Origin of the sequence: Rhodopila sp. (assembly GCF_965277825.1) — a bacterium.
In the GTDB taxonomy this organism is placed as follows: Bacteria; Pseudomonadota; Alphaproteobacteria; order Acetobacterales; family Acetobacteraceae; genus Rhodopila.
In genome coordinates, this window is sequence record NZ_OZ255846.1 from 2,678,476 (window position 1) to 2,704,520 (window position 26,045).

The 26,045-nt window shown below is 67.0% G+C and carries 24 protein-coding genes; 10 read left to right on the forward strand and 14 right to left on the reverse strand.

The genetic code is table 11. The annotated features are described in order from the left end of the window. Positions 1 to 18: 18 nt before the first annotated feature. Positions 19 to 1,245, reverse strand: coding sequence for an MFS transporter (locus ACQY4T_RS13225; protein WP_428530937.1), 1,227 nt, complete (start codon positions 1,243 to 1,245; stop codon positions 19 to 21). Between the two features lie 49 nt (positions 1,246 to 1,294). Here ACQY4T_RS13225 and ACQY4T_RS13230 point away from each other — a divergent pair, with 49 nt between their 5' ends. Beyond that, on the forward strand, positions 1,295 to 2,104 hold the full coding sequence (locus ACQY4T_RS13230) for an AraC family transcriptional regulator (protein ID WP_428530939.1): 810 nt from the start codon (positions 1,295 to 1,297) through the stop codon (positions 2,102 to 2,104). 2 nt (positions 2,105 to 2,106) lie between these two features. Here ACQY4T_RS13230 and ACQY4T_RS13235 read toward each other — a convergent pair whose 3' ends face one another. After that, a complete protein-coding gene (locus ACQY4T_RS13235) occupies positions 2,107 to 2,862 on the reverse strand; it encodes an SDR family NAD(P)-dependent oxidoreductase (protein WP_428530941.1) in 756 nt (251 codons plus the stop codon). A 137-nt stretch (positions 2,863 to 2,999) separates the two neighbouring features. Here ACQY4T_RS13235 and ACQY4T_RS13240 point away from each other — a divergent pair, with 137 nt between their 5' ends. Both ACQY4T_RS13240 and ACQY4T_RS13245 read left to right on the forward strand, forming a co-directional pair. After that, positions 3,000 to 3,224, forward strand: coding sequence for a hypothetical protein (locus ACQY4T_RS13240; RefSeq protein WP_428530944.1), 225 nt, complete (start codon positions 3,000 to 3,002; stop codon positions 3,222 to 3,224). 70 nt (positions 3,225 to 3,294) lie between these two features. After that, complete coding sequence (locus ACQY4T_RS13245) at positions 3,295 to 4,311, forward strand: C-terminal binding protein (RefSeq protein ID WP_428530947.1); 1,017 nt, start codon at positions 3,295 to 3,297, stop codon at positions 4,309 to 4,311. Between the two features lie 99 nt (positions 4,312 to 4,410). Here the strand turns inward: ACQY4T_RS13245 and ACQY4T_RS13250 are convergent, their stop codons facing one another. After that, positions 4,411 to 5,748, reverse strand: coding sequence for an ABC transporter substrate-binding protein (locus tag ACQY4T_RS13250; protein ID WP_428530950.1), 1,338 nt, complete (start codon positions 5,746 to 5,748; stop codon positions 4,411 to 4,413). Positions 5,749 to 5,929: 181 nt separating this feature from the next. On the opposite strand from ACQY4T_RS13250, the gene ACQY4T_RS13255 reads away from it, so the two are divergent. Both ACQY4T_RS13255 and arfB read left to right on the forward strand, forming a co-directional pair. Continuing rightward, entirely contained in the window at positions 5,930 to 7,111 is a 1,182-nt protein-coding gene (locus ACQY4T_RS13255; protein WP_428530953.1) for an ISNCY family transposase, read from the forward strand. A 380-nt stretch (positions 7,112 to 7,491) separates the two neighbouring features. Then, complete coding sequence (arfB, locus tag ACQY4T_RS13260; RefSeq protein WP_428530956.1) at positions 7,492 to 7,908, forward strand: alternative ribosome rescue aminoacyl-tRNA hydrolase ArfB; 417 nt, start codon at positions 7,492 to 7,494, stop codon at positions 7,906 to 7,908. 50 nt (positions 7,909 to 7,958) lie between these two features. Here the strand turns inward: arfB and ACQY4T_RS13265 are convergent, their stop codons facing one another. The 3 genes from ACQY4T_RS13265 to ACQY4T_RS13275 form a co-directional block, all read right to left on the reverse strand. Further along, positions 7,959 to 9,350, reverse strand: a complete 1,392-nt coding sequence (locus tag ACQY4T_RS13265; RefSeq protein WP_428530959.1) for an amidase — start codon at positions 9,348 to 9,350, stop codon at positions 7,959 to 7,961. Positions 9,351 to 9,437: 87 nt separating this feature from the next. Then, positions 9,438 to 10,169, reverse strand: a complete 732-nt coding sequence (locus ACQY4T_RS13270; protein WP_428530962.1) for an NUDIX hydrolase — start codon at positions 10,167 to 10,169, stop codon at positions 9,438 to 9,440. Continuing rightward, positions 10,162 to 10,986, reverse strand: a complete 825-nt coding sequence (locus ACQY4T_RS13275; protein WP_428530965.1) for a nitroreductase family protein — start codon at positions 10,984 to 10,986, stop codon at positions 10,162 to 10,164. Before ACQY4T_RS13275 ends, ACQY4T_RS13270 begins: the two co-directional genes overlap by 8 nt. A 107-nt stretch (positions 10,987 to 11,093) precedes the next feature. On the opposite strand from ACQY4T_RS13275, the gene ACQY4T_RS13280 reads away from it, so the two are divergent. Next, complete coding sequence (locus ACQY4T_RS13280) at positions 11,094 to 12,158, forward strand: Ldh family oxidoreductase (protein ID WP_428530968.1); 1,065 nt, start codon at positions 11,094 to 11,096, stop codon at positions 12,156 to 12,158. A gap of 61 nt (positions 12,159 to 12,219) precedes the next feature. On the opposite strand, the gene ACQY4T_RS13285 is transcribed toward ACQY4T_RS13280, so the two are convergent. The 3 genes from ACQY4T_RS13285 to ACQY4T_RS13295 form a co-directional block, all read right to left on the reverse strand. Then, positions 12,220 to 12,531: a hypothetical protein gene (locus ACQY4T_RS13285; protein ID WP_428530971.1), complete on the reverse strand. Its 312-nt coding sequence runs from the start codon at positions 12,529 to 12,531 to the stop codon at positions 12,220 to 12,222. A 28-nt stretch (positions 12,532 to 12,559) separates the two neighbouring features. Beyond that, positions 12,560 to 13,693 carry a bifunctional 2-C-methyl-D-erythritol 4-phosphate cytidylyltransferase/2-C-methyl-D-erythritol 2,4-cyclodiphosphate synthase gene (locus ACQY4T_RS13290; RefSeq protein ID WP_428530974.1) on the reverse strand — a complete coding sequence of 378 codons (1,134 nt, stop codon included), beginning with the start codon at positions 13,691 to 13,693 and terminating at the stop codon, positions 12,560 to 12,562. Positions 13,694 to 13,823: 130 nt separating this feature from the next. Next, positions 13,824 to 14,798: a lysylphosphatidylglycerol synthase domain-containing protein gene (locus ACQY4T_RS13295; protein WP_428530977.1), complete on the reverse strand. Its 975-nt coding sequence runs from the start codon at positions 14,796 to 14,798 to the stop codon at positions 13,824 to 13,826. 265 nt (positions 14,799 to 15,063) lie between these two features. Between ACQY4T_RS13295 and hpnA the strand changes: the two genes are divergently transcribed. From hpnA to hpnD, 4 genes are read left to right on the forward strand one after another with little or no spacing between them, the layout of a single operon-like run. After that, entirely contained in the window at positions 15,064 to 16,056 is a 993-nt protein-coding gene (gene hpnA / locus ACQY4T_RS13300; protein ID WP_428530980.1) for a hopanoid-associated sugar epimerase, read from the forward strand. Next, the gene (locus ACQY4T_RS13305; RefSeq protein ID WP_428530983.1) at positions 16,053 to 17,168 is read left to right on the forward strand and encodes a glycosyltransferase; all 1,116 of its coding nucleotides are present in this window, start codon (positions 16,053 to 16,055) and stop codon (positions 17,166 to 17,168) included. Before hpnA ends, ACQY4T_RS13305 begins: the two co-directional genes overlap by 4 nt. Positions 17,169 to 17,185: 17 nt before the next feature. After that, entirely contained in the window at positions 17,186 to 18,046 is an 861-nt protein-coding gene (gene hpnC, locus ACQY4T_RS13310) for a squalene synthase HpnC (protein WP_428530985.1), read from the forward strand. Positions 18,047 to 18,075: 29 nt separating this feature from the next. After that, entirely contained in the window at positions 18,076 to 18,939 is an 864-nt protein-coding gene (gene hpnD, locus ACQY4T_RS13315; RefSeq protein ID WP_428530987.1) for a presqualene diphosphate synthase HpnD, read from the forward strand. A 367-nt stretch (positions 18,940 to 19,306) separates the two neighbouring features. Here the strand turns inward: hpnD and ACQY4T_RS13320 are convergent, their stop codons facing one another. Genes ACQY4T_RS13320 through ACQY4T_RS13340 form a run of 5 tightly spaced genes read right to left on the reverse strand, consistent with a single transcriptional unit; the run spans position 19,307 to position 25,866 of the window. Next, positions 19,307 to 19,795: an NADH-quinone oxidoreductase subunit B family protein gene (locus ACQY4T_RS13320; protein WP_428530990.1), complete on the reverse strand. Its 489-nt coding sequence runs from the start codon at positions 19,793 to 19,795 to the stop codon at positions 19,307 to 19,309. Then, entirely contained in the window at positions 19,795 to 21,318 is a 1,524-nt protein-coding gene (locus ACQY4T_RS13325) for a nickel-dependent hydrogenase large subunit (protein ID WP_428530997.1), read from the reverse strand. The genes ACQY4T_RS13320 and ACQY4T_RS13325 overlap by 1 nt, the downstream gene beginning before the upstream one ends. After that, positions 21,315 to 22,937 (reverse strand): hypothetical protein, encoded by a 1,623-nt coding sequence (locus ACQY4T_RS13330; RefSeq protein ID WP_428531002.1) that lies wholly within the window; start codon positions 22,935 to 22,937, stop codon positions 21,315 to 21,317. Before ACQY4T_RS13330 ends, ACQY4T_RS13325 begins: the two co-directional genes overlap by 4 nt. 5 nt (positions 22,938 to 22,942) lie before the next feature. After that, the gene (locus ACQY4T_RS13335; RefSeq protein ID WP_428531005.1) at positions 22,943 to 23,860 is read right to left on the reverse strand and encodes an NADH-quinone oxidoreductase subunit H; all 918 of its coding nucleotides are present in this window, start codon (positions 23,858 to 23,860) and stop codon (positions 22,943 to 22,945) included. Beyond that, entirely contained in the window at positions 23,857 to 25,866 is a 2,010-nt protein-coding gene (locus ACQY4T_RS13340; protein WP_428531008.1) for a hypothetical protein, read from the reverse strand. The genes ACQY4T_RS13335 and ACQY4T_RS13340 overlap by 4 nt, the downstream gene beginning before the upstream one ends. Between the last annotated feature and the right edge of the window lie 179 nt (positions 25,867 to 26,045).

Below are 26,045 nucleotides of genomic sequence, written 5' to 3' on the forward strand. Positions count from 1 at the left end.
CCCCGCTTGCCGCCGCCGCTATTCCGCGGCGATCGGCATCGCGGGCGTGGCCTCGGCCCACAGGGCGGGTTGCAGTTCCTCGCGCCGGTTCGGAAAGAACAGCGCGCAGCCCAGCGTGACGACCGAGAACGCCGACAGCACCATGGTCACCGTGGCCACGCTGCCGGTGCGCTCATACAGGACGGAAACCAGCGGGGCGGAAGCGGCCGCGCCCAGGAAGCCGACGAAGAAGCGCACGGAATAGATCCGAGCGCGCAATGCCGGCGAGATGTAGCGCGCCGCCATCGTCTCGTTCACCGTCACCTGGCCGAAGATCGACGCTGCCACCACGGCGGCCAGCGGCAGAACCAGCCAGCCTTGCGCGAAGGACAACGCCAGCATCGCGGGTGCCAGCACCAGACTTACCGGCAGGAACACCTGCTTCAGCGTGCTGCGGTCGATCATCCGCCCGACCGAGAACTGGGTTAGCGCGCCGCACAGGGTGACCAGGAAAGCCGCCAGTCCGACCAGCGGCAACAGGCTGGCATTGCCCGCCAGGCGTTCCTGCATCAGCTTCGGCAGCAGGATCGTGTAGGCGTTGAACACCAGGCCCGACGACATCGCGATCAGCATCAGCACGACCACGGCGCGGCGGACCAGGTGACGCGGGATCGGCGGAAACGGGCGAGCGTTGGCGTGAGCGCTGACATGCGCCAAAGGCGTCCGCATCCAGCACAGCCCGGCCACCGCGCACAGCAGGCCGGGAGCGACGAATGCCGCACGCCAACCGATCTGATTGGCGAGAAACGCTGTTACCACCGGCGCCAGTGCCACGCCGAAGTTGCCGAACACACCGTTCACTCCGATCGAGCGGCCGGGTTTGTCCCCGGCGGCCTCGACCAGCATCGTGGTGCCGATCGGATGGTAGATCGCGGCGAAGGCTCCGGCCAGGGCAAGGGCAATGGCCAGCATTGCCGGCGAGTGTGCAGCGCCGGCGCCGATTAGGCTTAAACCGGTGCCAAGGAAAAATGCCGTCATCACCGTCTTGCGGCCGAACCGCGCCACCAGCCAGCCTTGCGGCAGCGACAACAGGCCATAGAACACGAACATGCCGGTGGCGAGGGCCAGAATCGGGCCGTACGACTCGCCGAACGGACCGCCCCGAACCGCCATCGCCAGGACCGCGGTGGGCAGGATCAGCAGGCTGTAGTGGGTTATGCTGTGGGCGGTGTTGATGAACACGATCTGGCGGGTAGCTGGGGTCATGGACCGCGTATCCTTTCCTTTGTGGCCAGTGTAGGCTGTCGTTATGGCGATGTCTGGCCAAAACTTGTCGCGCATCGGCCAAAATCGGTTGCGACCGTTCGAACGGGCGCCGCGGCCGATGGTCGGCTACGCCTGCGACTACGCGCCGGGGCACGAGACCGGGCAGCATCGGCATCCTCGGGCGCAGTTGCTGTTTGCCAGCGCCGGGGTGATGCGGATCACCACCGAGGCTGCGCTGTTCACCGTGCCGCCGGGAACCGGGCTCTGGGTGCCGGCGGACACGCGCCATGGCGTTCGCATGGACGGCTTGGTGAGGATGCGGGCGTTGTTCCTGCGCGCCGATGCGGCGGCCTCGGGACCGTCTTTGGCAACGGTGATCGCGGTGTCGCCGCTGCTGCGCGAGCTGATCCTGACGGTGTGCGGGGAGCCGGTGGTATGGGACGCACGGGGGCCGATCCGGCTGGTCGCGGCGCTCGTGCTGCACGAGATCAGGCGCGCCGGCACCCGGCCGCTTTCGCTGCCAGCCTGTAGCGATCCCAGGCTGCTCCGGGTGGCCGCGGCGCTGATCGCCAATCCCGCCGATCCACGCGATCTGGAGGATCATGCGGCGGTCGCCGGCGCTTCCGTGCGCACTCTGGCGCGACTGTTCCGCGGCGAGACCGGCATGAGCTTCCAGCAGTGGCGGCGGCAGTTGCGGATGACCGAGGCGTTGGCGCGGATTGCCCGCGGCGAGCTCCCGAGCCGGGTGGCCGTTGCTGTCGGCTATGCCAGCGTGCCGGCGTTCGGGGCGGCATTCCGCGAGACGTTCGGCACCACGCCGGCGACGGCCGCGCCGAGAGCCGGCACCGCGTCCGCGTAGGTTTAGATTACCAGTCCGCCGTCGACATGGATGGTCTGGCCGGTGACGTAGCCGGCGGCCGACGAGGCGAGGAACCCGACCATGGCGGCGACATCTTGCGGTAGGCCGATCCGTCCCAGCGGGATCCGGGCGGTCTGCGGCGACAACGCGCCCGCGCCGATGGCTCGGTGGGCGCCTTCGTCCTTGCGGATGAAACCAGGCACCACGGCGTTGACGGTCACGCCGCTGGGGCCGAGTTCGATCGCCAGGGCGCGGACCAGGGCCTCGAGACCGGCCTTGGCGGCGGCGGAGGCAGGGAAGGCTGGCAGGTCGACGCGATAGGCGTGGGCGACAAAGCTGGAGATGGCGACGACCCGGCCGTCAGTTGCGCCGCGCAGATGCGGCAGGGCGGCCTGCGCCAGGCGGAAGAAGGCGCCCTGGATCGACTGGATGGAAGCTGTCAGTGCCTGGTCCGTCAGGTCGGCGAACGCGGTTCGATCGGCGAAGCCGGCGTTGCTGATCAACACGTCCAGACCGCCAAACTGGCACGCCATGGTTGCCACCAGCTTTGCCGCCACGGACGGATCCGCGAGGTCGCCGAGGGCGACTTCAGCCAAACTCCCGGCATCGCTGACTTGGCGCGCCACGACCTCGGCGCCCTTGCCGTTGCGCCGGGTGTGCACCAGGATCGCGGTTCGCGGTCCGGCCATGGCACGGCAGATCGCCGCGCCGATGCCGCTGGCCGCGCCGGTGACGAGAATGCTGCGCAGTCGCTCCATTGCCGCAGCAGAGCACGCCGTCTGGCCCCGCGTCGAGATGGTGGGCAAATCGGCAACACGGCCCGCACGATGAACCGGCGACCGGAAACATTTGTCGGGTGATAGCGTTACATCCGCCACCAACAGGGAGTGTTTCGATGCGACGTATCATTCTGGCCGCCATGCTCGTCGGCTTCACCGTCTCGGCGCACGCGGCGGACGACACCAGCAACAAGAAGCCCGCGGGAACCGCGAAGGGCGCCGCGGTCGGCGCGGTGGCCGGACACGAGGTCGGCAGTGGACATGCGGTTGCCGGCGCCGCCACGGGGGCCGCCATCGGACATCATCAGTCGAAGAAGGCCGAGGCGTCCCAGTCGAAGTAAGACCGCGCCGATTGCGTCACCTGGCGGGTCGTTATAGGACGGCGGAAAGGCAACGAAGGAAGCAACCGCGATGACCCGGGCTACCGTGCTGTATTCGGAAAAATCCTATGCCGACGACAGTGTGGAGCAGCGGATCTACGGCCCGGATGTGCGGGTGATATTCCCGCCAGAGCCCACTACTTCGCTGGCCGATCTGTCGGATGCCGACTGCGCGGCGGCCGAGGGATTGATGATCCTGCGGTTCAAGGTTAATGCCGCCGACCTGAAACGATTCCCCAGGCTGCGGGCGATCTGCCGGATGGGCGTCGGCTATGACAATCTGGACCGAGCGGCAGCGGCGGACCGGCAGATCATGGTGCTGAACGTGCCGGACTACGGCACCACGGAGGTTGCCGATCATGCCATGGCGCTGGTGCTGTCACTGCGCCGGGGTCTGTTGTTGCATCATGAGGCTCAGCGTGCCTCGCCGCCGGCGGTCTGGCGCTATGTCGATGACCCGCTGGTGCGACGTTCGTCGGTGCAGACCTTCGGCATTGTCGGGATGGGCCGCATTGCCACGGCTGTCGCGTTGCGCGCCAAGGCGTTCGGCTTCCGGGTGGTATTTTATGACCCGTATCTGCCGAACGGAGTGGAACTCGGCCTCGGCATCGAGCGCGCGGCGACGCTGGAGGCGTTGCTGGAGCAGACCGACACGCTGTCGGTGCATGCGCCATTGACGCGTGACACCAGGGGGATGCTGGGGCTGCGGCAATTGTCGCTGCTGCCGAAAGGGGCGGTGGTGGTGAACACCGCGCGCGGCCCGATCATCGACATCGATGCGCTGGCGATACTGCTGAAAAGCGGGCACCTGGCCGGGGTCGGGCTGGACGTGGTGCCGGTGGAACCGCCGGTCGAACCGGTGCCCGAACTGCTGCTTGCGTATCGGGCGCGCGAGGCCTGGACGCTGGGTCGGCTGATCATCACGCCGCACTCGGCATTCTATACCCCGCAGGCTTGGGACGACATCCGCAGCAAGTCGGCCGAGACCATGCGGGCCGCGTTGCTGGGCCCGCGGCCGCAGAATGTGATTTCACCGGAGAGTGACTGAACCAGGGTTGCCGTGCCGCGCGCCGCTGGTTTCAAGACCCGGTTCGACGGCAGGCGGCTTGCCGACTGTTGGATTTCACCGCCGGAGAAGATCCGCGGGTTATCGGGTGAACCCCTCGAGTTCGTCTTTCGCCCAATCGATCGACTGCTTGATGGACTGTCCGGCGACCAGCTTCGACACCATCGTGGGGATCAGGCCGCGGTTCCACGCCTGAACCCCGATGTCCGGCGGTCCGGACGATCCGGTCACATAATATTCCGCATCGTGCCACGGACGGATCGGATAATTGTACACGGTGCCCTTGGGCGGCTCGACCTGTTCCCAGATCTTGAAATCCGACATCGACGCGTAGGGCGGGATGTCATAGCCGCTGACCGCGGTGGTCAGTGTCTCCATCTGTTCGCGCGCGCCCAGGTAGGCCAGCAGGTCGCGCGCCGCGGTCTTGTTTTGCGCGAACGACCACAGGCCGAAGAAATAGGGCCGCATCGGCACCATGCGGCCCTTGGGTCCGCGCGGATTGGGGAAGGTCCAGCAGTCGGCGGCGACCTGGGGCGCGTCGCGCTTCGCCACTGCCCAGGCCGAGGGCGGATTCCAGATCATTGCCGACTTGCCGGAGATCAGCGCTCGGTTGTTGGAGGCATCGTCGTAGCTGATGGTATCGGATGGCAGGAACGGCACCATGCGCTTGGCGTATTCAAGCGCCGCCCGGACATTGTCGGAATCGACGGTGATGTCGCCTTTGGCGTCCACCAGGTCGGCACCGAACGCGCCGAACATGGCACCCCAGGTCTGGTTCGAGTCCGTGGTGGTGCCGCAACCGAAGCCGAACGGGAACCCGGCCTTGTGGCACGCTTCGGCCGCCTTCAGTTGGGTTTCATAGGTCCAGTCGGCGGATGCCGGCGGTGTCGAGGGGTGGTTGGGAAATAACGCCTGGACGTCGATCCCGGCATATTGCTTCAGCATGCTGATCCGGGCGCAGGCGGTCAGCGGCGCCGATCCCCAGGCCACCGGGACGGCTCGCCAGTGGCCTTCGGACACGCCAAGATATTCGTAGGCGTGGCCGATCTTGCCGTATTTGGCGATGAACCCGGCCATGATGTCGTCTACCGGGTCAAGCTGATCGGCGTATTCGTGTACCGACCACATGTCGAAGGCGTAGACGTCGTGCCCGGTCTTGGCCTGCGCCTCGGCTGCCATGGTGATCATGATCTTGTTGCCGATCGCGGTGAGAAAATCGAGCTCAACGTCGACTTTGTTGTTCTCGGCCCAGGCGCCGACCAGCTTTTTCATGGCATCGTTGCCGGCGGGCACCCAATGGTCCCACAACGCCACGCGGAGGCGGCCGGCGGCTCCCGCGGAGCGAATGTTCACCAGCGGAAGCGCTGCCGCGGCGGTGCCGAAACGAAGTGCCTTGCGGCGGCTAAGGCGTGGCTGCATTGTCGTTGTTCCTCCCCAAGCGGCGGACGTTCTTGCCGACCTTATTTCGATTGATCGGAGTATTGCCCAACATTTCCGATTGGACAAGGAAGCTGTCGCTTGACTGTCGGTAGCACACGATATGTCCGGTTTAGGTAGCACACGATCTGTCCGGTGATGCGGGGCTCTTTGGAGAGCCTGGATGCGCCGGACGGAAGCCCTACAGGGTGTGCGGGTGATCAAGTTCCGGAGCGAGTTCGAGCGCCATGAAGCCGGTGAGCTCAACCAGATCGATGCGGCGGCGCTGCTTGGCGTCAACGAGCGGACGCTCCGGCGTTGGTGCGTCCGGTTCGACGACGCCGGCGAGAGCGGGCTGTTGGACCGGCGTCTCGGCCAGGTGTCGGGCAAGCGGGTGCCGAGCGAGCGCGAGGCGCAGATCGAGACCCTGTATCGCACCCGCTACAGCGGCTTCACGGCGAAGCACTTCCACGAGCACCTGGTGCGCGATCACGGCTTCGCCTGGGGCTACACCTGGACCAAGGTGTTTCTGCAATCGAACGGCTTGCTGCCACGCGCCACAACGCGCGGCGCGCATCGCCGCAAGCGGCCGCGCCGGCCGCTGCCCGGGATGATGCTGCATCAAGACGGCTCGCGCCACGGCTGGATTGGCGGGCTCGATGCGATGGACCTGATCGTGACCATGGATGATGCGACGAACACGATCTACTCAGCCTTCGTGTGCCCCGAGGAGGGCACCGTCTCGACGTTCCAGGCGCTGCTGCAGGTGTTTGGCGAGCATGGCTTGCCGCTGAGTTTGTATACCGACCGTGGCAGCCATTACTTCCACACGCCGCGGGCTGATGGGCCGGTCGATCGCAAATCTCCGACCCAGGTTGGGCGGGCGCTGGCGCAGCTGGGTGTGGAGCACATCGCGGCCTACTCCCCCGAGGCGCGTGGCCGTTCGGAGCGTCTGTTCGCGACCTTGCAGGACCGGCTGGTGAAGGAGTTGGCGTTGGCTGGGATCGGCACGGTTGCGGCGGCCAACGATTTCATCCGTGAGGTCTATATGCCGGCCCACAACGCCCGGTTTGCGGTGCAGGCGGAGCAGGATGGCTCGGCCTTCGTGGCGATCAGCGGGGTCGACTTGGCGGAGATCTTGTGTGTGCAGGAGGACCGCCAGGTGGGCCACGACAACACCGTGGTGTTCCACCAGCTGCGGCTGCAGATCCCGCCCAGTCCGCTGCGGGCGCATTTTGTCAAAGCGACGGTGAAGGTGCGGCGGTATCACGACGGCAGCCACGCGATCTTCCACGGGCCGCGTTGCCTTGGCCGCTACGACGGGCACGGCGCGTTGCGGGCCGGTGCTTTGGGCGCGGCGGCATGACGCCCAACCAAGTCAGCGCCGGTGGATTTATGGATAACGCCAGCGCGTTACCCACAACCCCACCGCCACCGCATCAGCCGCAGCAAGCCCAAGCGCTGTCTATTTCGCCAAGCAACAGCCCCCCCGGGGAGATGACGAACATCGGTCGCCTGATGCGCCGCCAGAGCGACCGTCGGTTTGTCCACGCCGGATAGGCGGGGACAAAACGGCAACAAGCGGACAATTAGAGTGCTACCTAAACCGGACAAGTTAATTAGCTATCGACAGGAAGCTGTCGCTTGACCAAGCGGTGGTGAAATAATGCAGAACTAGCCGTCATGGCGTTCGCAGCACTTTCGGTATGGTGGCGACCAAGGGCAGGCGCTTGATGGGAAGGGCCGATGATTCAGGTAACGAGGACGCTGACGCTCGACGAGCGGGCCTTGCAGGAGACGTTCATCCGAGCCTCCGGACCTGGCGGTCAGAACGTCAACAAGGTCGAGACCGCGGTGCAGCTTCGTCTGTCGTTGGATCGCGCTGGTCTGCCGCCGCCGGTCCGCGCGCGACTGGAAAAGTTGGCGGGCAGGCGGCTCACGCTGGACGGCGACATCATGATCACCGCCCAGCAGCACCGCACGCAGGAGCGCAATCGCGCCGAGGCGATGGCCGCGCTGATCGAGCTGATCCGGCGCGCCAGTGTTGCGCCAATCCGGCGGATAGCGACCAAGCCAAGCCATGGTTCGAAGCTGCGTCGGCTGGAGCAAAAGGCGCACCGGGGCTGGCTGAAGCGCGGACGTGGCAAGAACGATCCGGAGTGATCGTGGAAGGTGACAGCCGGTTACTGGCCGGTTGGCGGGCGCCGGTTGGGCTATGCCGCCGTCGGGCGTCGCGTCCTGGTTCCCAACGCGCGTTCCAGCGCGTCGCCGACCTGCAATACAAGCGCGTCCTCGAACGGGCGGCCACCGATTTGCAAGGCCAGCGGCAGGCCTTTGCTGGTGAAGCCATTGCATACCGACAGCGCCGGTGCGCCGATGACGTTGAACGCGCGGTTGAAGAACGGCTGGAACCCCGAGGCCATGGAATCCTCACCGATCGGTCGTGCCGGACAGCGAGCGGTGGGGAAAACCACCACGTCGACGGTCTGCATCACGTCGAGGAATTCGGCGACCAACCGGGCGCGCTCGCGCTGCGCGTTGATGTAGTCCACGGCCGAAATGAAGGCACCGGCCATCAGCCGGTGGCGGCCGAATGCGCCGTAGAGTTCCGGCGCTGAACGCAGCCATTGTTGATGGATCGCATAAGCTTCGGCGCGGGCGATCAGGCTGCCGCAGTCGGCATAGGTTGCGAACGGCGACAACGTCACGTCGCCGACCGCCGCGCCGAGGTCGCGGAGTGCCCGCAGGCTCGATTCCAGCGCCGCGATGGTTTCCGGATCGGTGCGCAGGTCGCGTTCGAAGAAGTGCCGCACCACGCCGACCCGCAGCCCGGCCAGTGACTTGCCCATTCCGGCGGCATAATCGACCGGCGTGACCGCGGCGCTGCCGGGGTCGGCGGGATCGTGGCACGCCAGCACCTGCATCATCAACGCGCAGTCCTCGCTGGTCCAGCACATCGGCCCAGCGTGATCGAGCGAGAACGACAGCGGCAGGATGCCGCGCCGGCTAAGCAGGCCATAGGTCGGCTTGTGGCCGGCGATGCCGCACCAGGCGGCCGGCCCACGGATTGATCCGCCGGTATCGCTGCCCATCGCGCCCATGCACAATCCGGCGGCAACCGCGGCGCCCGATCCGGATGACGATCCGGACGGGTCGAGCGACGCGTCCCACGGATTGCGCGCCGGCGGCCACGGCAGATCGAAGGACGATCCACCGATGGCGAATTCCCAGGTCGCCAGCTTGCCGGTAATGACGGCACCAGCGTTGCGCAGCAGGTGCACGGTGAAGGCATCGTCAGTGGGGATGTGGTCCTTGAACAGCGCCGAGTGTCCGGTGGTGCGAACCCCGGCGGTATTATAGATATCCTTCAGCCCGATCGGGATGCCATGCAGCGGCCCCTTCCAGCCGCCGCCGGCGATCTCTGATTCTGCCCTGGCGGCGTCAGCCATTGCCTGTTCTTCCAGCAGCAGCAGATGGCTGTACAACGTGGTGTCGAGCTGCTTTATCCGCGCGATGAAGGCCTTGGTCAGCTCAACCGGCGATAGTTTGCGGGCTTTGATCTGGATGGATGCCTGCGCGACGGTCAGGAAATGCAGGTCGGTCATTAAATCATGCCTTCGGCTTGCAGTCGTATGCCGAGGATTAGCAAGACCGATACCAAAGGACGGCATCGACCCGACCAAGCAGGCAAATCACTCCATCAGCCAGCCGCGGTCGCGCAGCAGGACCGGCGTCGAGGTCTGCGCCTCGCGCTCGGTCGGCGGCATGGCGAGCCATAGCTGCAGCCGCTCCAGCACGCGGCGAGTAGGGAGCGCCAGCGGCAGGGCCTGCGCCTCGGTCATGCCCCAGAACCGCAATCCTTCCAATTCTCCGTCGCCCGCGAGTTCGCCGCGGACATGCTGTTCATCCACCACCAGGAACCTGGCGTTGAAGCGCATCGGCAGGCCGGGAGGGGTCACCGCCCGGGCAAGGTAATGCAGCGCATCCAGCCGGGGCGGGTGGCCGAGCGTGAGGCCAGTTTCCTCTTGCAGCTCGCGCGCCGCGGCGGCGGCCAGGCCGTGGGCCATCGCAGCGTTGGTCCGCTTGCGCAACGCTCGTTCGGTTGGGGGGGATAGTGGCGTCGCGGACGGCGCCTTCAGGTCGGCGCGATCCACTCGGCCGCCTGGGAACACCAGGCGGTTCGGCATGAAGCGATGGCTGGCCCCGCGCATCCCCATCAACATGTGCGGCTCGCCGCTGCCGCTTCGCAGCACGATCAGGCTGGCGGCGTGTTTGGCCCGGACCGTCCCGCCGGCAGGCGGGCTGGGGTTTGTGGCTCCTGGAGTACTTGGGTCGGGTCCGGCGGGGGCACCGAAATCGGTGCGGCCGTCCGCTTGGTTGGTGACGGCGCGCTTGGGCGGCAGCGGGGAGGCGTCATCAGGCAAGATCGAAGCCCTTTGTCTTCAGGTAGGCCGAGAAGCCAAAACGTTCGGGTACGGAAAGTTGGCGGGCGGCGTTCTCGCTCCAGCCGACGCCGTCGCGCGGCGGGTAGACGTCGTTGTTCTTCAGTGCGCCCGCGGCAACCGGATCGCGGGCGTTGCGACGATGATCGTAAGTCGCGACCTCGGCTTCCAGCCCGCTGTCGTCGTAGCGTTCGCGGTGCACCACGACGGATGGCGGCAGCCGCATCGACAGCGGCCGACGGAACACTGGCCAGCCTAGGCTCAGGCCGGCAATCGGGTAAACGCCGGGCGGCAGACCCAGCAGCGGCGACACCCGCTCGATATGGCTGCGCACGTAGCTGATCGGGCAACTGCCCAGGCCGACCGCATCGGCCGCGGTGATGAACTGCGCCATCGCCAATGAGCAATCGACGGCGGTGTTGAGGAACGTGTCCAGGTTGTTGTTGGCATGCGGCATGCCGTGCATCGCGCACAAACGCTGGCCACGCCGCATGTCGCCGCACCAGACCAGAAACACCGGAGCGCCGGCGATCCAGTCCATCGTGCCGATCCAGTCGGCGATCTGCTTGATGCGTCCACGGTCGCGCATCACCACCACCGAGAACTGCTGCAAGTCGGATTTGGCCGGGGCGGACTGTGCCGCCGCCAGCAATGCGTCCAGCAGTGAATCGGCAACCGGCTGATCGGTGTAGCGACGGGTCACGCGCCGGTCGATCAGCCCAGCGACCGGATCGGGGATTTCGACCCCCGGCAGGTCGATGCCGAATCGACCCCGTAGCAGGGCCTGGGTGTCAGCCATGGTCGATGCCTCCGCGCATTGCTAATCGCCGTCCGTCACCCTTGCCGGAACCCCCGCCACGCGCAAGGCTCGCGACCAGGCTAGCCTAACGTTCCAAGGAGTCGTCGATGCCCGCATCCTATGCCGATCACCGAGCCCAGTTGAAAGCCATTCTGCTGGCTTGGGGCATGCCGGCCGACAACGCCGAGACAACATCGGAGATTTTGTCCTGGGCCGACCTGCATGGAGTGGACAGCCACGGCATTTCGATGGTGCCAGGCTACGACGCGTTGCGTCGGTCCGGACGGGCGCGGATGGACGTGCGGCCGACGATCATCAAGCAGACGCCGGTGTCGGCATTGGTCGACGGCGGCGGCGGTCTCGGGCACGTGCCGGGTCATTTTGCCATGTCGGCGGCGATCGCCAAGGCTGGCAGCGCCGGGGTCGGGATCGCCGTGGTGAAGCACTCGGCGCATTTTGGCGCCGCCGGATACTATTCGCTGATGGCGGCGCGGCAGGGGCTGGTGGGGATGTCCTGCACCTCGGCTTCAGGTATCCAGGTGGCGCCGACGTTCGGCAAGCAGGCTCGGCTGGGCACCGATCCGTGGTCATTCGCCGCACCCAGCGCGGATGGGGTGCCGTTCCTTCTGGACATGGCGACGACGACGGTGGCGGCCGGTCGGATCCGCAACAAAGCCAATGAGGGACTGCCGACACCGGACGGCTGGGTGCTCGACGCCGAGGGGCGGCCGTCGAACGACCCGCTGGTCGCCAAGGAGAACGGCGGCTTGCTGACTTCATTGGGTGGATCGCCGGAGAATTCCAGCTACAAGGGCTACGGCCTGGCGGTGATGGTCAACATTCTGGCGTCCTGCCTGTCGGGCACGACGTTGATCACCGATCCGATGCACACCAAGCGACCTGTCGGCATGGACATCGGACATTTTTTCATGGCGATCGACCCTAATCTGTTCCGTGAGTCGGGAGACTTCCAGGCTGACGTGGCGAGCTTCATGGCGGCGCTGCGCGGCACCACGCCGGTCGATCCAGCTCAGCCGGTCATGGTGGCCGGCGATCCGCAGTGGAAATTTGCCGAAACCCGGATGGCGAACGGTATTCCAGTCGGCGCCGGACTGATGCGCCAGGTCCGCCAGATCGCTCAGGCCGCCGCGGCGCCGTGGTTGCTGGATTAGTTGGACAAGCCTGGTGATGGCGTTGGCCGCGAAGGCAGTCCGGCGCCCGCGCGGCGAAGGTTCATGAGGTCCAGTGTGGCGGCTGCCAGGCCCAGCCCGAGGATGTCGGCGACCACCAGCCGGGCATCCATAGATTGCCGTGCCCGGCAGCCGGCACATATTGGCCTTTTGCCCACACATAGCCGGTGCCGTTCCAGTCCCAATGTCCCGGCTGCCACATCAGCGGTTCGACGGTCACCGGCGGCCTTGGGATCACCTCAGTGATCAGCGGCGGCACCGGAGGGTAGCTGTTGGCCTCGGATGAGGGCGGCTGTTGACAGCCTGCCAGCAGGCTGACGGTGAGCAGCGCGGCCAGGGTGATGGATCGTGTCATGGTCTCGCGGGTCTCCTGCGGTGGGGGATCATTCCGGCACGACGATGGATACCGCGGCCTGGGCGGCGATACCCTCGCCGCGGCCGGTGAAACCCAATTGTTCCGTGGTCGTGGCCTTCACCGAGACGCAGCCGCGATCGACGCCGAGCAGGTCGGCCAGCCGCTGGATCATTGCTGGGGCGTGCGGGGTGATCTTCGGCCGCTCGCAGATCAGCGTCACGTCGGCGTTGACCAGGCGGCCGCCGCGGGCGGCGATCCGTTCCGCCGCGTGAGCCAGGAAGCCCGAGCTCTCGGCGTCCTTCCAACTGGCCTCGCTGGGTGGGAAATGGCGACCGATATCACCCTCGGCGAGCGCACCGTAGATCGCGTCGCACAGCGCATGGATGCCGACATCGGCGTCGGAGTGCCCGGCCAGGCCTTTGTCGTGCGGCACTCGCACCCCGCACAGGAACAACGGGCGGCCGGCTTGCAGCACGTGGACATCGAAGCCGGTGCCGATACGCGGGATCAATCGCCCCGCCATGATACGCTCCAGCCGGACCAGATCCTCGGGATAGGTCAATTTGATATTGTCGTCCGATCCGGCGACGACCGCGACCGTGTGTCCCGCCGCTTCCAACAATGAGGCATCGTCGGTGGCCTCCCGCAGGCCCGACCGATAGGCTGCCAGCAGTGCGGCGAACCGGAACGCCTGCGGCGTTTGGGCGCGGAACAGCCCACTGCGCGGCACCGTTTCGGTGATCACGCCGCGCACCACCCGCTTCAGCGTATCGGCGACCGGGGCCGCCGGAATGGCGCCGGGTGATTGCCGCAACGCAGCCAGCAGGGCAGGGATGGTGCCGAACGGAATGACCGGCCTGGCGGCGTCGTGCACCAGCACGATGTCCGGGGCGTGCGGGGCCAGCGCCTCCATCCCGGCGCCGACGCTGTCCTGGCGAGTCGCGCCACCGGCGATCGTCGGCAGGCAGTTGGCGACCCCGCTCAGCGCGGCTTCGATCGCATCGGCATCGCCGACCGGCTGCAGCAGGGACACCTGCGCGGCCAGCGCCTCGGCGGCATGGCGGATCACCGGCTTGCCGGCGAGGCTGAGGAACTGCTTCGGGGTCTCTGCGCCGAAGCGTGAGCCGATTCCGGCGGCGACGAGGATAGCGGCGATGCGCATGGCGCCGACAGATGCCGTTACGCGCCCCGTTCGTCAATGAGAAGCAGGTGCCTCGGGATCAAACCCGCCGTTGTCGCGGTTGCGGCTCAGCAAGCCGCGGGGGCGCCGGTGCAGCAGAGGCTTGGCCCTGCTAGTTCGGCCGGTGCATGCGGAGCCGGCGCATCTCCACCAACTGCCAGATCAGCAGGATCGGCACTGCCAGCACAAGGTCGCGGGCGCGGCGAAGCAAAGAAACTGCTAGTGACAATTCCGGTGGCACACCGAAAATCGCGCCCAGGCCGGCATAGCCCGCCTCCTGCACGCCGGCGTTCAACGGCACCAGGAAGGCAACCGCGGCCGCCGCGCTCAACAGCGCCTCGATCGCCAGCGCGTTGGCGAAGTCGATCGGCACGCGCAACGCCCGGTAGGCGATCCAGCCGGCCGCGCCGGTAGCGATCCAGCCGATCAGGTGAATCACGAAACCCAGCGCCAACCGTCCGGTGTGACTGTAGATCCGGCCAAGCTCGGCCTGCAGCAGCTCGAAGCGGTCCCCGGCATCGGCGAACCAGCGGCCGGCGATGCGGCGGCCGATGCGGGCGAATACCGGTGCGGCACCCTTCTGCACCCAGACAAAGCCGAAGCAAGCCAGCACCGCCAGTCCGATTCCCACCTCGAGCGGCAGGGCAAGCGCCGAATGTGGCGCGCGGGCCAGCAGAATGCCGAGACCGATACAGGTAAAGGCGATCTGGGCAAGGAATTCCGCGGTCACATCCACCACCGTGGAGGCCGTGGCGGTGTGCCAATCGATCCCGTGCAGGTTGACCGCCCGGGCGCCGAACACGAAGGCCCCGATTTGCGAAAACGGCAGGCAGTTGGCCGACGCGTCGCGCACCATGCGGCCCCAGATCAGCACAAAGGGCCGGCGCATGCTGGCTGACGGGATGATCACATCCCAGCCCAGGCCGAGGATCACGAACACCAGGACTTGCCAGCCGACGATGAAGCCGAACTCCGGCCAGCCGATTCGGCTGATCGCGGTGACGATGTTGCCGAAGCCATAATAGGATACCAGCAGTACCGCGACGAGCAGCCCGAGCAGGGCCAGGATGTAGGACAGGCGTTTCATTCTGGGCGGCTTCTGCCCGCGTGGGGACGCCAGGGCAAGCTTCGACTGCATGCCGCAATCCGGCGCGGACCCGGTCTTGCCGTGGCCCCGGTCTTGCCAGGGATCCGGTCTTGCCGCGGACCCGATCTTGTCGCAGACCGGATCTTGTCGCAGAGCCGGTCTTGCCGCAGATCCGGTCTTGCCGCGGACCTGGTCTTTCCACAGGTCTGGTCTTGCCGTGGCCCCGCTACACGGGCAGAAGCCCACGCATCGGGATGGAGGCGCCATGACAACCCTGGTAACAGGCGCGACGGGCTTTGTCGGGTCGGCGGTGGCGCGAGCCCTGGCGGTGCGTGGGCATGATTTGCGCCTGCTCGTCCGCACGACCAGCGATCGCCGCAATCTTGCGGGGCTGGACGCCGAGGTCGTCATCGGCGACCTGACCGATCCCGATTCGCTGGTCCGTGCCGCCTCCGGCTGCCGTTATGTTCTGCATGTCGCCGCCGACTACCGGGTCTGGGTGCCCGATCCGGCGGCGATGCTGCGGGCCAACGTCGATGGCGCGGTCGCGATGGTGCGCGCCGCCGCACAGGCCGGTGCCGAACGCATCGTCCACTGCAGTTCGGTCGCCGCGCTCGGGCAGATCGGCGACGGCAGCGTGGCGGACGAGGCGACGCCGACCAACGAGGCCGATTTCGTCGGTGTCTACAAGCGTTCGAAATACCTCGCCGAGAAAGCCGTGCTGGAACTCGCCGGACGTGACCAGCTGCCGGTGGTGGTGGTCAATCCGGCGGCCCCGGTCGGTCCGCGCGACATCAAGCCGACACCCACCGGCAAGATGATCCGCGACGCCGCGGCCGGACGCATGCCGGCCTACCTCGATACCGGGCTGAACATCGTCCACGTCGACGACGTTGCCGAGGGCCATGTGCTGGCGCTGGAACGCGGCCGCTTGGGGGAGCGCTATGTGCTGGGGGGGGAGAACATGCTGCTGAAGGACGTGCTGGCGCTGGTCGCCGATGTCGTGCACCGCCGGCCGCCCTCGATCCGGCTGCCCGAGGCGGCGGTCTGGCCGGTGGCGTTGGTGATGGAGAAGCTGGCGACCCTGACCGGCATCGCGCCGATGATGACCCGCGACCATCTGAAAATGGCGCGCAAGAAGATGTTCTATTCCTCGGCCAAGGCAACGGCCGAGCTGGGCTATCAGGCGCGGCCCGCGCGCCTCGCGGTGCAGGACGCGGTTGCCTGGTTCCGCGCCAACGGGATGCTGGCGCGATGACCACGCTGGCGGTGCTCGCCTTGCTGATCTGGATCTATCTGATCTTCGCCCGCGGCAGTTTCTGGCAGGCCGGCCCAGTGCTGCCGGTGGCCCATCCGGTCACCGCACCGTCGGTGGCGATCGTGGTGCCGGCGCGAGACGAGGCACCCCTGATCGAGGCAACGCTGCGCTCTTTGCTGGCACAGGATTATGCCGGGCCGTGGCGGGTTATCCTGACCGATGACGCCAGCACCGACGGCACCGGCGACATCGCCCGCGCGATCGGCGATCCGCGCTTGACGGTGCTAGCCGGCGCGCCGCGGCCGGCGGGCTGGACCGGCAAACTGTGGGCGGTCTCGCAAGCGGTCGCGGCAGCCGAGCAGGCCGAGCTGGTGTTGCTGACGGATGCCGATATCGTGCACGAACCGGCGCATCTGTCGTCGCTCGTTGCCCGCATCGAGCGATACGGCCTCGATCTGGTTTCAGAGATGGTCAGGCTCGCTTGCGACAGCCCGGCGGAGCGGGCGCTGGTGCCGGCGTTCGTCTACTTCTTCCAGTTGCTGTATCCGTTCGCCTGGGTGAACGACGGTCTGCGGGGAATCGCCGCCGCGGCTGGCGGAACGATACTGATCCGGCGGCGCGCATTGCAGCGGATCGGCGGGGTTCAGAGCGTGAAGGATGCGTTGATCGACGATGTCGCGCTCGCCGCGGCAGTCAAAAAAGGCGGCCGGATCTGGCTCGGGCATGCCGATCTGGCGCGATCGGTGCGGCCATATCCCTCGGTCGCCGAGATCTGGCGGATGGTCGCCCGTACTGCCTTTGTGCAGCTTCGCTATTCAGTGCTTCTGCTGACCGCCACCACGCTTGGCCTTGCGCTGATCTTCCTGGCGCCCCCGGCGGCCACGCTGCTGGGGCAGGGACGTGCGTCCTGGTGCGGCTTGGCGGCCTGGATCATGCTTTCGGGGTCGTATCTTCCCACTCTGCGTCGGTTTGGTCGCTCATGGCTTTGGGCGCCGCTGCTGCCGGCGATTGCCGCGTTCTACATGGCCGCGACGATCGGATCGGCAGTAAATCACTTTCGCGGCCGCGGCGTGGCCTGGAAAGGGCGCGCGTATCAGGGCGCCGGCGTATGACCCAGGCGAACATAGGCATGGCTGACGTGTCCACAGTTGATGTATCCACTTTGGCCGATGTCGAGACGTGGTCTGGCAAGGGCCGTCACGACGAGAATTTCCCCGTCGGGTCCCACCTGATCGCGCGCCGCCACCGCGAACCGATCCATCGTTATTACAGCTTCGCCCGCAACGCCGACGATCTCGCCGATTCGGCCTCGCTGTCCGCGCAGCAGAAGATCGCCCGTCTCGACATCATGGAAGACGTCCTGCTTGGGCACCGGCAAACCGGTTCGCCGAGCGCGGCGGCGTTGCGGGTCAGTCTGTCTAGCACCGGAATCACGCCGAAACACGCGACGGATTTGCTGGTCGCGTTCCGCCAGGATGCGACCAAGCTGCGCTATGCGACGCTCGGGGAGCTCTACCAATATTGCAACCATTCGGCGGTGCCGGTGGGCCGCTACGTGCTGGACGTGCATGGCGAGAGCGGCGATTGCCACGCGCCATCGGACGCGCTCTGCACATCGTTACAAATCATCAACCATATTCAGGACTGCGCCGCCGACCTGGCCGAGCTTGATCGTTGCTATCTGCCGCAGGCTTTGCTGGATCAGTTTGGTGCCTCGGTCGAGGATTTGCGCCGGCCGGCCGAGACACCTGCCTTGCGCCGCGTTTTCATGGTGTTGCTGAAGCAGGTCGATCGGATGAATCACGAAGCATCGGCACTCCCGAAAGCCGTGCGCGACCGTCGCCTGCGCGTGGAAACCGCCACCATACGCGGTCTGGCGACCCGTCTCACCAGGCGGCTGACCGGTAACGATCCGTTGGCGAAGCGCGTCAAGCTGCGGCCCGTTGACGCGGTTTTCAGCCTGCTGGCCGCGGCGCCCAAGCTGCTATGACTGCATCCGGTAGCACGGCGCGCGGCGCAATGACCGGCCGTTCGACGCCGCTCGGCGCCGCGCAACAGGATCTGGACGCGGTGGAGCAGATCGTGCGCGCGGCTGGGACGTCGTTCTACCACGGCATGCGCGTGCTGCCGCCGGACCGGCGCCATGCGATGTATGCGATCTATGCGTTCTGTCGGATCGTCGACGACATCGCCGACGAAACCGGATCGCTGGAGGAGAAGCGCCGCGGCCTGGCAGCATGGCGAGACCGAATCGCCGCCGCCTATCAGCGCCGTGCCGACGGGCCGGTGACGCGCGTGCTGACGGCGGCGATACCGCGGTTCCAGTTGCGGGCCGATGATTTCATCGCCGTCATCGACGGCATGCAAAGCGATGCCGAAACGGTTGTGGTCGCGCCGGACATGGCCGTGCTGGACCTTTATTGTGATCGCGTCGCGTCTGCTGTCGGGCGATTGTCGGTGCGAGCATTCGGCGATTCAACTCCGGCAGCCGATCGGGTCGCCCATGCGCTGGGGCGGGCATTACAGATGACCAACATCTTGCGCGATATCCAAGAGGATGCCGAGCGGGGGCGGATTTATCTACCACGGGAGTATCTGCGCGATGCCGACGTGCCGGCGGATCCGGCAACGATCCTGAGTGCACCGGGACTGCCCGAGGTTTGCGAACGGCTGGCGCGGCTGGCTCATGAATACTTTCGCCAGGCTCAAGAAGCGATGCGGCAGTGCAATCCGGTGGCGATGAAACCGGCCCGGCTGATGGCGGCGACCTACGACACAATACTCTCGCTGCTGGAACGGCGAGGTTGGAAACGACTGAATGAGAGGGTTAGTTTGCCGAAATGGACAAAACTGTGGCTGGCGTGCCGCTACGGGCTGTTTTAGCGTCTTGAAGACCGCCGGGTGACGAAATTTTCTTGCCATCAGACCCTATGCCGATACAAAATAATCTCAGTCGGTTAGGTGAGAATCTCGCCCCGACCGTCAATCCGCCCGCGCCCTTCACACCCATCCGGAGCCATGCTCGTGATATCCTCATTCAAGCGCCTGATCGTTGCGCTGGCATTTGTTGTGCCGGCGGCTGCCCTGGTTACTTCTCCGGTCATGGCGTCCAGTCATCACAGGACGAAGCACCATTCGTCGGCCCACAAGTCGAGCAGCCACAGGAACAGCCATGCCAGGAAGTCGACGCAATCGACTGCTGGCTGAAAACCCTGTTGCGGACCTCTCCCGTTCGCGGGAGAGGTGGTTTTTACCTTGCGTTGGCCTCAAGCAACGATCGCAGCCCGGCCAGAATTTGGGCCGGAGGCGGCGGGCATCCCCCGATTTTCAAATCCACCGGGATGGAAAGTCCGCTACCGCCCAGAACCGCGTAGCTGCCCTTGAAAACACCGCCGTCCACGGCGCAGTCACCGACCGCGACCACCCATTTCGGGTCCGGCGTCGCATCCCAGGCTTGTTCGAGCGCCGCCTTCAGGTTTCGGGTTAACGGGCCGGTCACCAGCAGGACGTCGGCATGACGCGGACTTTCCACGAAGCGCAGTCCGAAGCGTTCCAGGCCATACACCACGTTGTTCAGTGCTCGCAGTTCCTGCTCGCAGCCGTTGCAGCTTCCAGTATTGACGTGGCGTATCGCCAGGCTGCGGCCGAGTCGGGTCTGCGCCGCCGCCTCCAGCCGAGCGCGCAGCGCCGCCGTGGTTTCGGGGTCCGCCTGACCGATGGTTTCGGGCTTCAGTGACATCACAAATCCATTCCGGAAGCCGGCAAAGCCAGCGAGGCTCGGATCAGCGCGGCATCCGCGGCCGGGGCATCCCGCAGCACGTGTTCGGCCAGCGGCCAGAGCGCCCAGCCGGGATCGCGCGGGAAGGCGGCGGCGATCTGTCCGTGATCGAGTTGCATCCAATGCCAGACATCGCCGCGAGACGACTCGGCGCAGGCGATGCCCTCGCCGCTGACCTGCGGCAGAACCATGCCGACCGGTCCGTCCGGCAGCCGGTCGAATGCTGCCGCGACCAGTCGAAGGCTTTCGCCGATCTCGAAAATCCGCAGTTGCTGTCTGGCAAGCGCATCGCCCTCGGAGCGGATCGCCAAACGCGGGCTTAGCGCGCCGTAGCCGGTCGAGAACACCATCCGGCCATCGAACGCCCGTCCCGACGCCCGCCCCACGGTGCCACCGACGCCCAAAGTGGCTGTGAGTTCACCCGATGCGCGGCCCAAACCGGACAGGACCGCGGACAGTGCTGGCCGCTCGTGCATTCGGCGGATGCTGTCCAACTCGGAGGCGATCGCGCCCAGCACGCGCAGGATGGCCTCGGCGCCGCCCTCGGCGATGTCAACCGCAAGGCCGCCGGGCACCACGCAATCCATCAGCAGCCGGTGGCCGAATGCCGCATGCGACGTCTGCGACAGGTTTTCCCGCAGCATGCCGCATCGCGTCCACACCAGTTGCGCGTCTGCAAGGCGGCCGACCTCGGCGAGGTTGTCGAGGTGGGCGGCGATCCGTTCCATCTCCAGCAACACGATCCGCAGCAAGGCGGCTCGCGGCGGAGCCGTAACTTGCATGGCTGACTCGGTGGCCTGGGCGAACGCGACCGAATGGGCGACGGTGGCATCACCCGACAGCCGGGCGGCGAAGCGGGCGGCGGTGCGTGGCGACTTGCCGCGCATCAGGCTGAGCACTCCCTTGTGGGTAAAGCCGAGCACCGCCTCGGCGTGCTGGATGGTGGCGCCATTCAGGGTCAGGCGAAGATGCGATGCTTCGTCGACCAGACCCCAAAGCGGTCCGAGCGGAAGCAGCATCGCGTCCGGCCGATCGACGGCTTGCAGCAGCGACGTTTCGGCGCTGTCGCGCGGTTGCGGCCGGATCGCCATCGGCCGGATTTGTGGCCATTGGCCGTGATCGAGCCAGGGCCGCGCATCGCTGCCGTCCTCAGCCGTGTGTCCCCAAAGGTCGCGGATCATCCGCTCATACGGCACGGCGCCGGGCAGCACCGGGGACAACGCCGGGTAGCATCCGGCTTCAACTTGGGTGGAGACCGGCACGATGGTCAGCGCGTCGGGGTTCTGGAACAGCGCGTGCACGTGTGTGGTGTCGGCCCAATGGGCCAGCAGCGTCCACGACTCGGTCATCGAAGCCTTGGCGAGGGCGGTCCAGCCGGTGTGCGACAGGACGCTGCGCCGCCAGGGCCGACACGCTTCAGCGTGCGCTGACCGCACGATATCGCTGGCGGTGCTTGACCGGTTGCGTTCTGCGTCAAGTGTCATGTACGTCCGGCCGTCAGGATGCGCCACCAGTGGACCAGCCCGTCGGGGGCGAAGTAGCCCGCGAACACCGCGAGAAGCAAGGGCAGCCAGACAAGCGACGGCAACATTGGCCGTGGTGAAAGTTCGGGCCAGGGGCGGGGTGTGCTGGCCAGCACGATCGGAACCAGCGCCGCCCCGACGCCAAGCAGCAGCCAAGGGTCCTGCGCGCTGATCGTCAGCACCACCAGGACAAGACCGGGAAAGACCCCCAGTGGCGGGATGCCGCCCAGACCGGCGATCGCCAGCGATACAGCCGGGCGCCCATTGAACCTGGTCGCGGAACGCGACAGGATAAGCAGGACCAGCAGGACCAGCGCGGCGAACCGTCCCTCGGCGTGGCCGATGCTGATGCTCAGCGCCGCGATGCTGGCCTGGGCCAATTGCAGCAGCGCCACGCGATGCAGCCGGACCGGGTTGATCAAGCGAATGGCGCAGGCCAGCAAGGCGAGTAGGGCGATGCCGGCGGCGATCGCCTGCACTTCGGGTGGCCACGCGGCTTGGTTCGCCAGGCGCAACATCAGCACAACCAGAACTACCGCCAGATGCGGAACCACGGCCGCGACCATTGCAAGACCGCCGAACAGGCTGAACGCACCGAGCAAGGACGGTGCGGCAACCGGCGGTGTGGCCGGCAGCAGAATACCGAACAGGACCAGGCCGGCAGCGGTGAACGCCAGCACTGCATCGCGCCAACGGCGCGACAGCGTCGGCAGCAAAGCCGCCGCAACCGCGGCGAGCACGGCCAGCCACACCACCATCAGATCCGGCGCACACACCGCGATGATGCCGCAGGCGGTCTGCGCCCATGCGGTTGCTCGGCGCATCGGGCTGCGCGTTTTGCGGTTGCGCTGGGCGCAAACACGCAGCACGCCGTCCAGACCGAGCAGCGGCGCGAACACCGAAGCCAGCGAATCGAGCGGAACGATCAACGTCGCGACAAACAGCGCTGCCGCCAGCGCGAGATCGATCCATCCCAGCCAGCGTGCGTCGAGCGGCAGGTTCGGCATCCAGGACTTGCCCCGGACAAGAGGCTCATACCGTGGCGAGGAGGCGATGGCCGGTACCAGCAGGCCCGCGGCGAGCGGCAGCGGCAGCATCAGGCAGGCCGTCGGCAGCAGCAGGGAGGCGGACAGCATTGGCGGCTCGGCAACCAGGCATCCAGCGAGCACGATGCCGTTTTGCAATGCGACCAATGCGATGACCTGCATCAGCGGGTGGGAGCGGGTTGCCGCCAGCAACACCGACAACAGGACAACGGTGAGGGGCAGGCCGAGGCTGCCTTGCGACTGGCACAGGATCGCCAGAATGGCGGCCGCGGCGATTGCAAGTTTGGCTCCCCCGAGCGCGGCGGCGCGCGGCTCCAGCATGGGCGTTTTGTGCCGTAGCAGCCAGATGCTTGCGCCAAGGATCAGCGGTGGCAATCCGAGCAATGGGCGCTGCAGCACCGCGGCGGCGACCGCGACCGCGACGGACTGCACCGCCAGCAGGAGCGCCGCGGCGCCAAGCTGGCTGGTAACGAGCAGGGCGAAGCACATCACCAGGGCGAGCCCGGTGCTGCCTTGCGCCAGTGGAGTGGACATCGCGGTCATACCGTCCCCGTGCTAGCCAGGACCATGATGGTGGCCAGCAGTGCCAGCAGTGCCGCAACGCCGATCAGGTCGGATAAACCGCGGCGGGGAACCCGGCCCAACATAGTCTGGACCGCTGACAGGCCGACGGTGAACGCCGCGAGTTTAACCGCCCAGGATGCCAAGCCGATCAGCCAGCCCAGCGGAAAGCCGCCGGCGCCGGCCATCCCGATCGGCAGGAACAGGGCGCCGATGAGATCGATCCACACCAGCCGCCGCAACCAGACGGTGATCCGCAAGATCGCCAGGTCGGTACCGCTTGCCATCTGCTGCAGGCCGTCCTCGGTCGCGCTCGCTTCGGCGAACAGCAGCGCCAGCATCGCGGTCAGTGCGACCGCAGAGGCCGCGGCTGGCAGCAGCAGCCCGTCGCGCTGTTGGGCGATGATCAGATCGAGATTGAAGTTGCCACCGATCAGCGCGAGGCTGACCACGGACAGCATCAATGCGGGTTCCGCCAGCACGGCACGTGCGCAGCCACTCTGCGCGGCCAGCGCGGGCAACGGGGCGCCGCAATCCAGGGCGGCGAGGCTGCCGGCGATGCGCGCCAGTGCCAAAAGCGAGACGGCGACCAGGACGTCGGCCAGTGGCGCCAGCGCCATCCCCAGGCTGAACGACGGCACCAGGGCGGCGGCGGACAGAGTCGCCCCAAGCGCAACCGCCGGTGCCAGCCGCGAGACCACGGAAGCGCTTTCCATCGTGAGCGGGGTTTTGCGCCAAAGACGCGCCAGGTCGTGCCACGGTCGCAGCACCGCTGGACCAGCTCGGCCGCCCAGCCGGGCGCCGACCCAGTCGAGTGCGCCGGCGACCGTCGGTGCCGCGGCCAGCATCAGGACGATGTGCACGATCTGCGCCAGAAGCGACAACACGAAGCTCATCCGCTGGTCACCGCCAGGACCAGCAGCAGCACGGTGAAACCGGCAAGCACGATCCACAGCCCGGCCATGCCGGAAAGTGGCCGGGACACCACCCACCATGCGACTTGGCGCCATGCGGGGCGCCATGCGGCAAGGCGGAAGGCCACGCCGGGCGTTACGGCGGCTGGCGATGCCGCGTCGGGTGATGGTAGTCCGGGTGATGACACTCCGGGTGATGGCAGTCCGGGTGATGGCAGTCCGGGTGATGGCAGTCCGGGCGATGCGGCTGGTAGCGAGGCCACCTGGGGCCATGCCGATCGGGGCAGCCGCGGCTTGGACAGCGCCGGCACGAACCCCTCGCCGGCGGATTGCGCCGCTGGATCGCCGAACGGAAGTCCGGGCGGAGGCTCCATTCCATCCGCCCAGACACCGGCTGTCTTAGCTTCCATGCGCGACCAGCGCGGCACCTGCAGCACGATCGCGGTTGCCAATGTCAACAGAGCGAACACCGAAAGCGCTGGACAGCTCGGCGAAGATATCGAGGGCAGCAGCACTGATAGCCCAAAGCCGCCGCCGGGCGGAGTGCCGCTCAGCGCCCGGATCGCCGGTTCGCCGAAAGCCCAGGTGATCGGTCCGGGCAGCAAACCGGCGACCAGGCAGAGACCGGCCAGCGCCAGCAGGACGCTGCGGGCGGTTGACTTGCTCTCCCTCGCACCGGCGCCCTGCGGCGTGCGCGGTCGGCCGAGCACTGCTGTGCCGAGCAGGCGGACCGAGGCGGCGGCGGCAAGGGCGGCGGACAGTGCGACGGCGCCACCGATCAACGCCAATGGCAACTGGAACAGCAGACCTCCGGTGCGCGGCGCCGACCGGATCGATTCGAACAGCAGCCACAGGCTGACGAATCCGAGACCGGGCGGCAGCGTGGATAGACCGAGCAGACCCATGGTCAGTGCCGCGGACGAGGCCGGCATCGCTTGCACTAGTCCGCCCAGCCGCGATAACCGCCAGGTGCCGGCACTGGTGCCGATCGCGTGCGCCGCCAGTGTCGTCAGCACTCCGGCGACCACGGCGCCGACAGCGGATAGAAAACTCGCGGCGAATGCGAAGGCGGCGGCTCCGGGCAGGTCGGCCGCCCGGGTGATCAACGCGAGCCCAATCCCAGCGGCCGCGAGGCCGGCCTGTCGGCGTATCAGGCACAGCACCGACCCGTCGATGTCGTCATGACGCGCGGCCAACCAGCCCTCGACGACCGCGAGGGTGCCCCCGCCGAGCAAGAGGACGAAGCCGAAGGTGGTTTGGTTGGCCGCGGCCGCCAAGTCGGCGATCATGCGCAGCAACAGATAGCATCCGAGGGGAATCAGCACGCCCCCGGTCAGCGCGTTGCGGACCCAGCATCGCTGCTCGGACCAGTGCCATATCAGGGCGACGACGGCGGCAGCGGTCAGCGCGGCGGCGGCGGTTGCGCGTGCGGGATCGATCGGCGCGGCGCGGATGGCATCGAAGCGTGGGGCGAAGCCCACCGGGGCGAGCAGGCAAACCGCTGCCAGCATGAGGAACGGGACCAGCAGCGTCGCCCCACGGTTCGGCTTGGCGTCAGCGAACCGGATGGCGCCGCAGGTCACGCCGAGGCCGATCACCAGGGTCATGCCGTCGGCTGCCAGCAGTGCCAGAACCGTGCCGGCCAGGCAGAAAGCGATGGTCCGCGGGCCGGCGTCCAGCCTCGGTTCGGCGGTCATTGCCGGAAACGCGGTGGTGACCAAACCGGCCAGGAAGACCATCGCCAGAAAGACCATCGATAGCGAATCGAGAGCCAGGTGCGGCGCCAAGCCAGGCGGCCCGACTGGCAGTGTCAACGCCGCCGCCGGAGCACGCATGAGCAGAGGCCCGATAGAGGCCAGCATGCCCAGGCCGGCCAGCAGCATCGCCAGCAGCCGCGCCACTGCAGGCTGTACGTCGGTGCCGAAACCGCCCAGCAAAACCAGCGCAACGGCGTCCAACGCCACGAACAGGAGGATCGGATTGCTCACCGGCGATACGCTACCACCGCGGCCCGGATTCGTGGCGGACGGTCAGCGATTGGTGAAGCATCGTCCGACTCCGGCCGTTCAATGACCGCGTTGCCGAAACGGCAAGCCGACGGGTGCGGCGCGACGCAACGTGACGCAGGATTTATCGTTGAGGCTGCATGACATTGTTCTGGGCCCGC

Bases quoted from the DNA above. Each gene is read 5' to 3' on its own strand.
- hpnA (WP_428530980.1), top strand. From the start codon at position 15,064: ATGACAACCCTGGTAACAGGCGCGACGGGCTTTGTCGGGTCGGCGGTG.
- ACQY4T_RS13225 (WP_428530937.1), bottom strand. From the start codon at position 1,245: ATGACCCCAGCTACCCGCCAGATCGTGTTCATCAACACCGCCCACAGC.
- ACQY4T_RS13280 (WP_428530968.1), top strand. From the start codon at position 11,094: ATGCCCGCATCCTATGCCGATCACCGAGCCCAGTTGAAAGCCATTCTG.
- ACQY4T_RS13230 (WP_428530939.1), top strand. From the start codon at position 1,295: ATGTCTGGCCAAAACTTGTCGCGCATCGGCCAAAATCGGTTGCGACCG.
- ACQY4T_RS13325 (WP_428530997.1), bottom strand. From the start codon at position 21,318: ATGACACTTGACGCAGAACGCAACCGGTCAAGCACCGCCAGCGATATC.
- ACQY4T_RS13235 (WP_428530941.1), bottom strand. From the start codon at position 2,862: ATGGAGCGACTGCGCAGCATTCTCGTCACCGGCGCGGCCAGCGGCATC.
- hpnD (WP_428530987.1), top strand. From the start codon at position 18,076: ATGACCGGCCGTTCGACGCCGCTCGGCGCCGCGCAACAGGATCTGGAC.
- ACQY4T_RS13265 (WP_428530959.1), bottom strand. From the start codon at position 9,350: ATGACCGACCTGCATTTCCTGACCGTCGCGCAGGCATCCATCCAGATC.
- hpnC (WP_428530985.1), top strand. From the start codon at position 17,186: ATGGCTGACGTGTCCACAGTTGATGTATCCACTTTGGCCGATGTCGAG.
- ACQY4T_RS13250 (WP_428530950.1), bottom strand. From the start codon at position 5,748: ATGCAGCCACGCCTTAGCCGCCGCAAGGCACTTCGTTTCGGCACCGCC.
- ACQY4T_RS13330 (WP_428531002.1), bottom strand. From the start codon at position 22,937: ATGTCCACTCCACTGGCGCAAGGCAGCACCGGGCTCGCCCTGGTGATG.
- ACQY4T_RS13245 (WP_428530947.1), top strand. From the start codon at position 3,295: ATGACCCGGGCTACCGTGCTGTATTCGGAAAAATCCTATGCCGACGAC.
- ACQY4T_RS13295 (WP_428530977.1), bottom strand. From the start codon at position 14,798: ATGAAACGCCTGTCCTACATCCTGGCCCTGCTCGGGCTGCTCGTCGCG.
- ACQY4T_RS13335 (WP_428531005.1), bottom strand. From the start codon at position 23,860: ATGAGCTTCGTGTTGTCGCTTCTGGCGCAGATCGTGCACATCGTCCTG.
- arfB (WP_428530956.1), top strand. From the start codon at position 7,492: ATGATTCAGGTAACGAGGACGCTGACGCTCGACGAGCGGGCCTTGCAG.
- ACQY4T_RS13305 (WP_428530983.1), top strand. From the start codon at position 16,053: ATGACCACGCTGGCGGTGCTCGCCTTGCTGATCTGGATCTATCTGATC.
- ACQY4T_RS13275 (WP_428530965.1), bottom strand. From the start codon at position 10,986: ATGGCTGACACCCAGGCCCTGCTACGGGGTCGATTCGGCATCGACCTG.
- ACQY4T_RS13285 (WP_428530971.1), bottom strand. From the start codon at position 12,531: ATGACACGATCCATCACCCTGGCCGCGCTGCTCACCGTCAGCCTGCTG.
- ACQY4T_RS13240 (WP_428530944.1), top strand. From the start codon at position 3,000: ATGCGACGTATCATTCTGGCCGCCATGCTCGTCGGCTTCACCGTCTCG.
- ACQY4T_RS13320 (WP_428530990.1), bottom strand. From the start codon at position 19,795: ATGTCACTGAAGCCCGAAACCATCGGTCAGGCGGACCCCGAAACCACG.
- ACQY4T_RS13290 (WP_428530974.1), bottom strand. From the start codon at position 13,693: ATGCGCATCGCCGCTATCCTCGTCGCCGCCGGAATCGGCTCACGCTTC.
- ACQY4T_RS13255 (WP_428530953.1), top strand. From the start codon at position 5,930: ATGCGCCGGACGGAAGCCCTACAGGGTGTGCGGGTGATCAAGTTCCGG.